Here is a 698-nt window from a genome sequence, read left to right as displayed (position 1 = left end):
GGTTGGATCACCTCCTTTCTAGAGTACAAAGTGATAATCTCACAATTATCACTTCAATATATCTCAATCACACTTGTTTAGGTTTGAGGGATTGACAAGGGGAATTAGCTCAGCTGGGAGAGCGCCTGCTTTGCACGCAGGAGGTCAGCGGTTCGATCCCGCTATTCTCCACCATAGTTTAAATTTAAAAGATAGCAATAATATAAAATTTATTATCAAAGTCTAATCAGAGAGTTTAGCTTAAACTTTCTGATTAGACTTTAGTCTAAAGTTACTTAAATTACCATTGTTAAAAGTCACAATCAAGTTTTAATATTTAAAACAATTTTACAGGACTTGTTAGAGCTTTGAATTTAGTTTAATTTTAAATATTCTATATCAAACACTGTTATCCCAATAATATAAAAGATATAGTTTATAAATATTAACTTCACAATCTATTAAGCTTTAAAACTTACTTAATAGTAGTTAATACTTTCCGTCTTATTAAATTTAAATTCAAATACTATAAATCTAAACAGATTAACAAGAATTAAGTAATTAATTCTTAAATAATTAAATAGTTTATTTTTATATTTATATTTATCTATTTAATTTATATCTACTAGACTTTATCTTTAACAAGGAAGTGATGCGAATTAGAATATCAATAATCTAATTAAAAAAAGGTAAGCTACTAAGAGCAAATGGTGGATGCC

At 27.1% G+C, this 698-nt stretch carries 1 tRNA gene; it reads left to right on the top strand.

The annotated features are described in order from the left end of the window. The first annotated feature begins 98 nt into the window (after nucleotides 1–98). Nucleotides 99–174, top strand: a tRNA-Ala gene (locus CIGNP91_RS08510). The last annotated feature ends 524 nt before the right edge of the window (nucleotides 175–698 follow it).

It is taken from the genome of Campylobacter sp. P091 (assembly GCF_002138935.1).
GTDB classification, from domain to species: domain Bacteria; phylum Campylobacterota; class Campylobacteria; order Campylobacterales; family Campylobacteraceae; genus Campylobacter; species Campylobacter devanensis.
This window is presented reverse-complemented; position numbering and strand designations above follow the sequence as displayed.